Here is a 2,328-nt window from a genome sequence, read left to right on the forward strand (position 1 = left end):
GGCCACCGCGCGCATCCAGCAGCAGCCGGCAGCGCACGCCGCGCGCGGCGGCGCGCAGCAGCGCCGCGCTCACCGCATCGCCGACCGCGTCGTCGAACATCAGGTAATACAGCAGGTGCACACGCTCGACCGCCGCGTCGATGTCGTCGATCAGCGCCTGCAGCGAGGGCGCGTAGCGGTCGAGCAGCTCGACGCTGTTGCCGTGGGTCGGCATGAAGTCGCCCTGGCGCTCGACCAGCGGCACCACTTCGGCGACCACGGTATCGGCCGGCGGCGCCCAGCGCAGCGCGGTCAGCGGCACCTGCTGCTCGCGGATCACCTGCGAGGCCAGCGCCTGGCGGCGGATGCGCTCGCGCGACAGCCAGGGGTGGCCGAGCAACAGGTACAGCGGCAGCCCCAGCAACGGCACGAAGCCCACCAGCAACAGCCAGCTGCGCGCCGCGCCCGGCGTGGTGCGGGTGGGGATCCACAACAGCGCCACCAGCCGGATCAGCCAGTCCAGCGCCAGCAGCCACGTGCCTTCCAACCAGACCGGCAGCATCGCGATCCTCGCAACCCAGGTCGCCCGATTCTGCGGACTGCGCCGGCAAACGCAACCATGGCCGCAGCGGCGGTGCGCTTTTTCCTTGCTCCAGACGCACGAAACCCGCCTTGCGGCGGGTTCCGTGTGCAACGTGAGCAGCGATCCGAGGATCAGCCGATCACTTGATCTTGCCTTCCTTGTACAGGACGTGCTTGCGCACGACCGGATCGTACTTGAGGAATTCCATCTTCCCCGGGGTGTTCTTCTTGTTCTTGTCCGTGGTGTAGAAGTGGCCGGTACCGGCCGAGGAAATCATACGGACCTTATCGCGCTTGCCTGCCATGATGCTCTACTCCTCAGACCTTTTCGCCGCGCGCACGCAGCTCAGCCAGAACGGTGTCGATGCCGTTCTTGTCGATGGTGCGCAGCGCGTGCGCGGAAACCTTCAGCTTGACCCAGCGGTTCTCGCTGGCGACCCAGAAGCGGCGCTCGTGCAGGTTGGGCAGGAAACGACGGCGGGTCTTGTTGTTGGCGTGGGAGACGTTGTTACCCGTCTGCACACGCTTGCCGGACACTTGGCATACGCGGGACATTGCGCACCTCGATAGTAGTTTGGTCGCCCATAGCCTGGGAGACGGCGGCCCCGGCAGCCCTGCGGCTACCACGCGACGTGGGAAATCAAGCGGTTACGCTGGGAAAGGCCGGCCGGAGATCGCGCATCCGGCCGCCGGCCCCGACCTCGTCGGGCACAGCGAGCCGCGCATTATGCAGGCGATCAAGGGCTTGTGCAAGTTGTCCACAGGACCAGGCGCCGCGCGCAGATCCGGGCGGATGGACCAGGCGGGCGTTGCTATTGTATCCGGCGCAAGCCGCTTGCTAGCCTCGCCCAGACCATGCGCCGCCTGTTCCGTCCACTGCGTACCTCCCTGCTGATGCTGCTGCTGGCGGCGTTCGTGGTCGTGCCGGTGGCCGACGCACTGGCCTGCGCGCTGGAGCCGGAATCGGCCGACGCCGTGCACGCGCCCGCCTCGGCGCATGCCGATGGCGAGGACAGCGACGGCAAGCATGCCGGCGCCTGCAGCCACAACCATTGCCACCACTCGAATCTGAGCCTGCCGGCGAGCGCCCTCGCCGTGTTCGGCGCGCCCCGACCGGCGCGCTGGATGCAGGCCGTCGACGCCTCCCCTGCAGGCGTCGTCCAGGACGGATTGAAGCGCCCGCCCAGAGCGTGAGTTGAGCGTGTCCCGCGATCGCGGGGTTCCGTTTCCCTCACCTCTGGAATTTGCTCATGTCGACTCCGACACGTCGGCCGCCGCGCGCGGCCGGGCGGGTCGTCGCCGTGCTGCTGGGCCTGGCCCCGGCCGCACTGGCGATGGCGCAGACCGCCCCTTCGTACGACAGCTTGCTGCAACGCCTCGACCAACTGCCCGGCAGCCGCGTCGGCGCGGCGCTGACCGAGGCCGCCGATGCGCGCGCCGAACAGGCGCGCGCGCTGCCCAACCCGTCGCTGTCCTGGTCCACCGAAAACGCCTGGGGCAGCGGCACCTATGCGGGCACCGCCCGCGCCGAAACCTCGCTGACCCTGTCGCAACCGCTGGAACTGTGGGGCCAACGCGGCGCGCGCCTCCGCGCGGCCCGCGCCGACGCCGACGCTGCGGCCCTGCGCGGCACGCAGAGCCGCAGCGAGGCCGCCGGCGAGGTGGCCTCGGCCTACGCGCTGGCCGAAAGCGCACTGCGCCGCTACGCGCTGGCCGAGGAAGCGCTGGGCCTGATCCGCGACGATGCGGCCGCCGTCGAGGCGATGG

4 protein-coding genes and 1 pseudogene are annotated in these 2,328 nt (G+C 69.8%); 2 read left to right on the plus strand and 3 right to left on the minus strand.

Annotated features, from left to right (window positions below; genetic code table 11):
* From D588_RS0112020 to rpmB, 3 genes and pseudogenes are all read right to left on the minus strand, one after another.
* Positions 1-541, minus strand: a pseudogene (locus D588_RS0112020) (cardiolipin synthase); the annotation flags it as partial.
* A 160-nt stretch (positions 542-701) separates the two neighbouring features.
* Positions 702-869 (minus strand): 50S ribosomal protein L33, encoded by a 168-nt coding sequence (gene rpmG / locus D588_RS0112025; protein ID WP_169411268.1) that lies wholly within the window; start codon positions 867-869, stop codon positions 702-704.
* A 10-nt stretch (positions 870-879) separates the two neighbouring features.
* On the minus strand, positions 880-1,116 hold the full coding sequence (gene rpmB, locus D588_RS0112030) for a 50S ribosomal protein L28 (protein ID WP_010342733.1): 237 nt from the start codon (positions 1,114-1,116) through the stop codon (positions 880-882).
* A gap of 300 nt (positions 1,117-1,416) precedes the next feature.
* Here rpmB and D588_RS0112035 point away from each other — a divergent pair, with 300 nt between their 5' ends.
* Both D588_RS0112035 and D588_RS0112040 read left to right on the plus strand, forming a co-directional pair.
* Positions 1,417-1,755 carry a hypothetical protein gene (locus tag D588_RS0112035; RefSeq protein ID WP_017916156.1) on the plus strand — a complete coding sequence of 113 codons (339 nt, stop codon included), beginning with the start codon at positions 1,417-1,419 and terminating at the stop codon, positions 1,753-1,755.
* Between the two features lie 56 nt (positions 1,756-1,811).
* On the plus strand, positions 1,812-2,328 hold a 517-nt coding region (locus D588_RS0112040; RefSeq protein ID WP_017916157.1), incomplete at its 3' end, for a TolC family protein.

Source organism: Xanthomonas sp. SHU 308 (assembly GCF_000364645.1).
Classification (GTDB): Bacteria; Pseudomonadota; Gammaproteobacteria; order Xanthomonadales; family Xanthomonadaceae; genus Xanthomonas_A; species Xanthomonas_A sontii.

Excerpts from the sequence above, each read along its gene's own strand:
- rpmB (WP_010342733.1), bottom strand. The coding sequence starts at position 1,116 with ATGTCCCGCGTATGCCAAGTGTCCGGCAAGCGTGTGCAGACGGGTAAC.
- D588_RS0112035 (WP_017916156.1), top strand. The coding sequence starts at position 1,417 with ATGCGCCGCCTGTTCCGTCCACTGCGTACCTCCCTGCTGATGCTGCTG.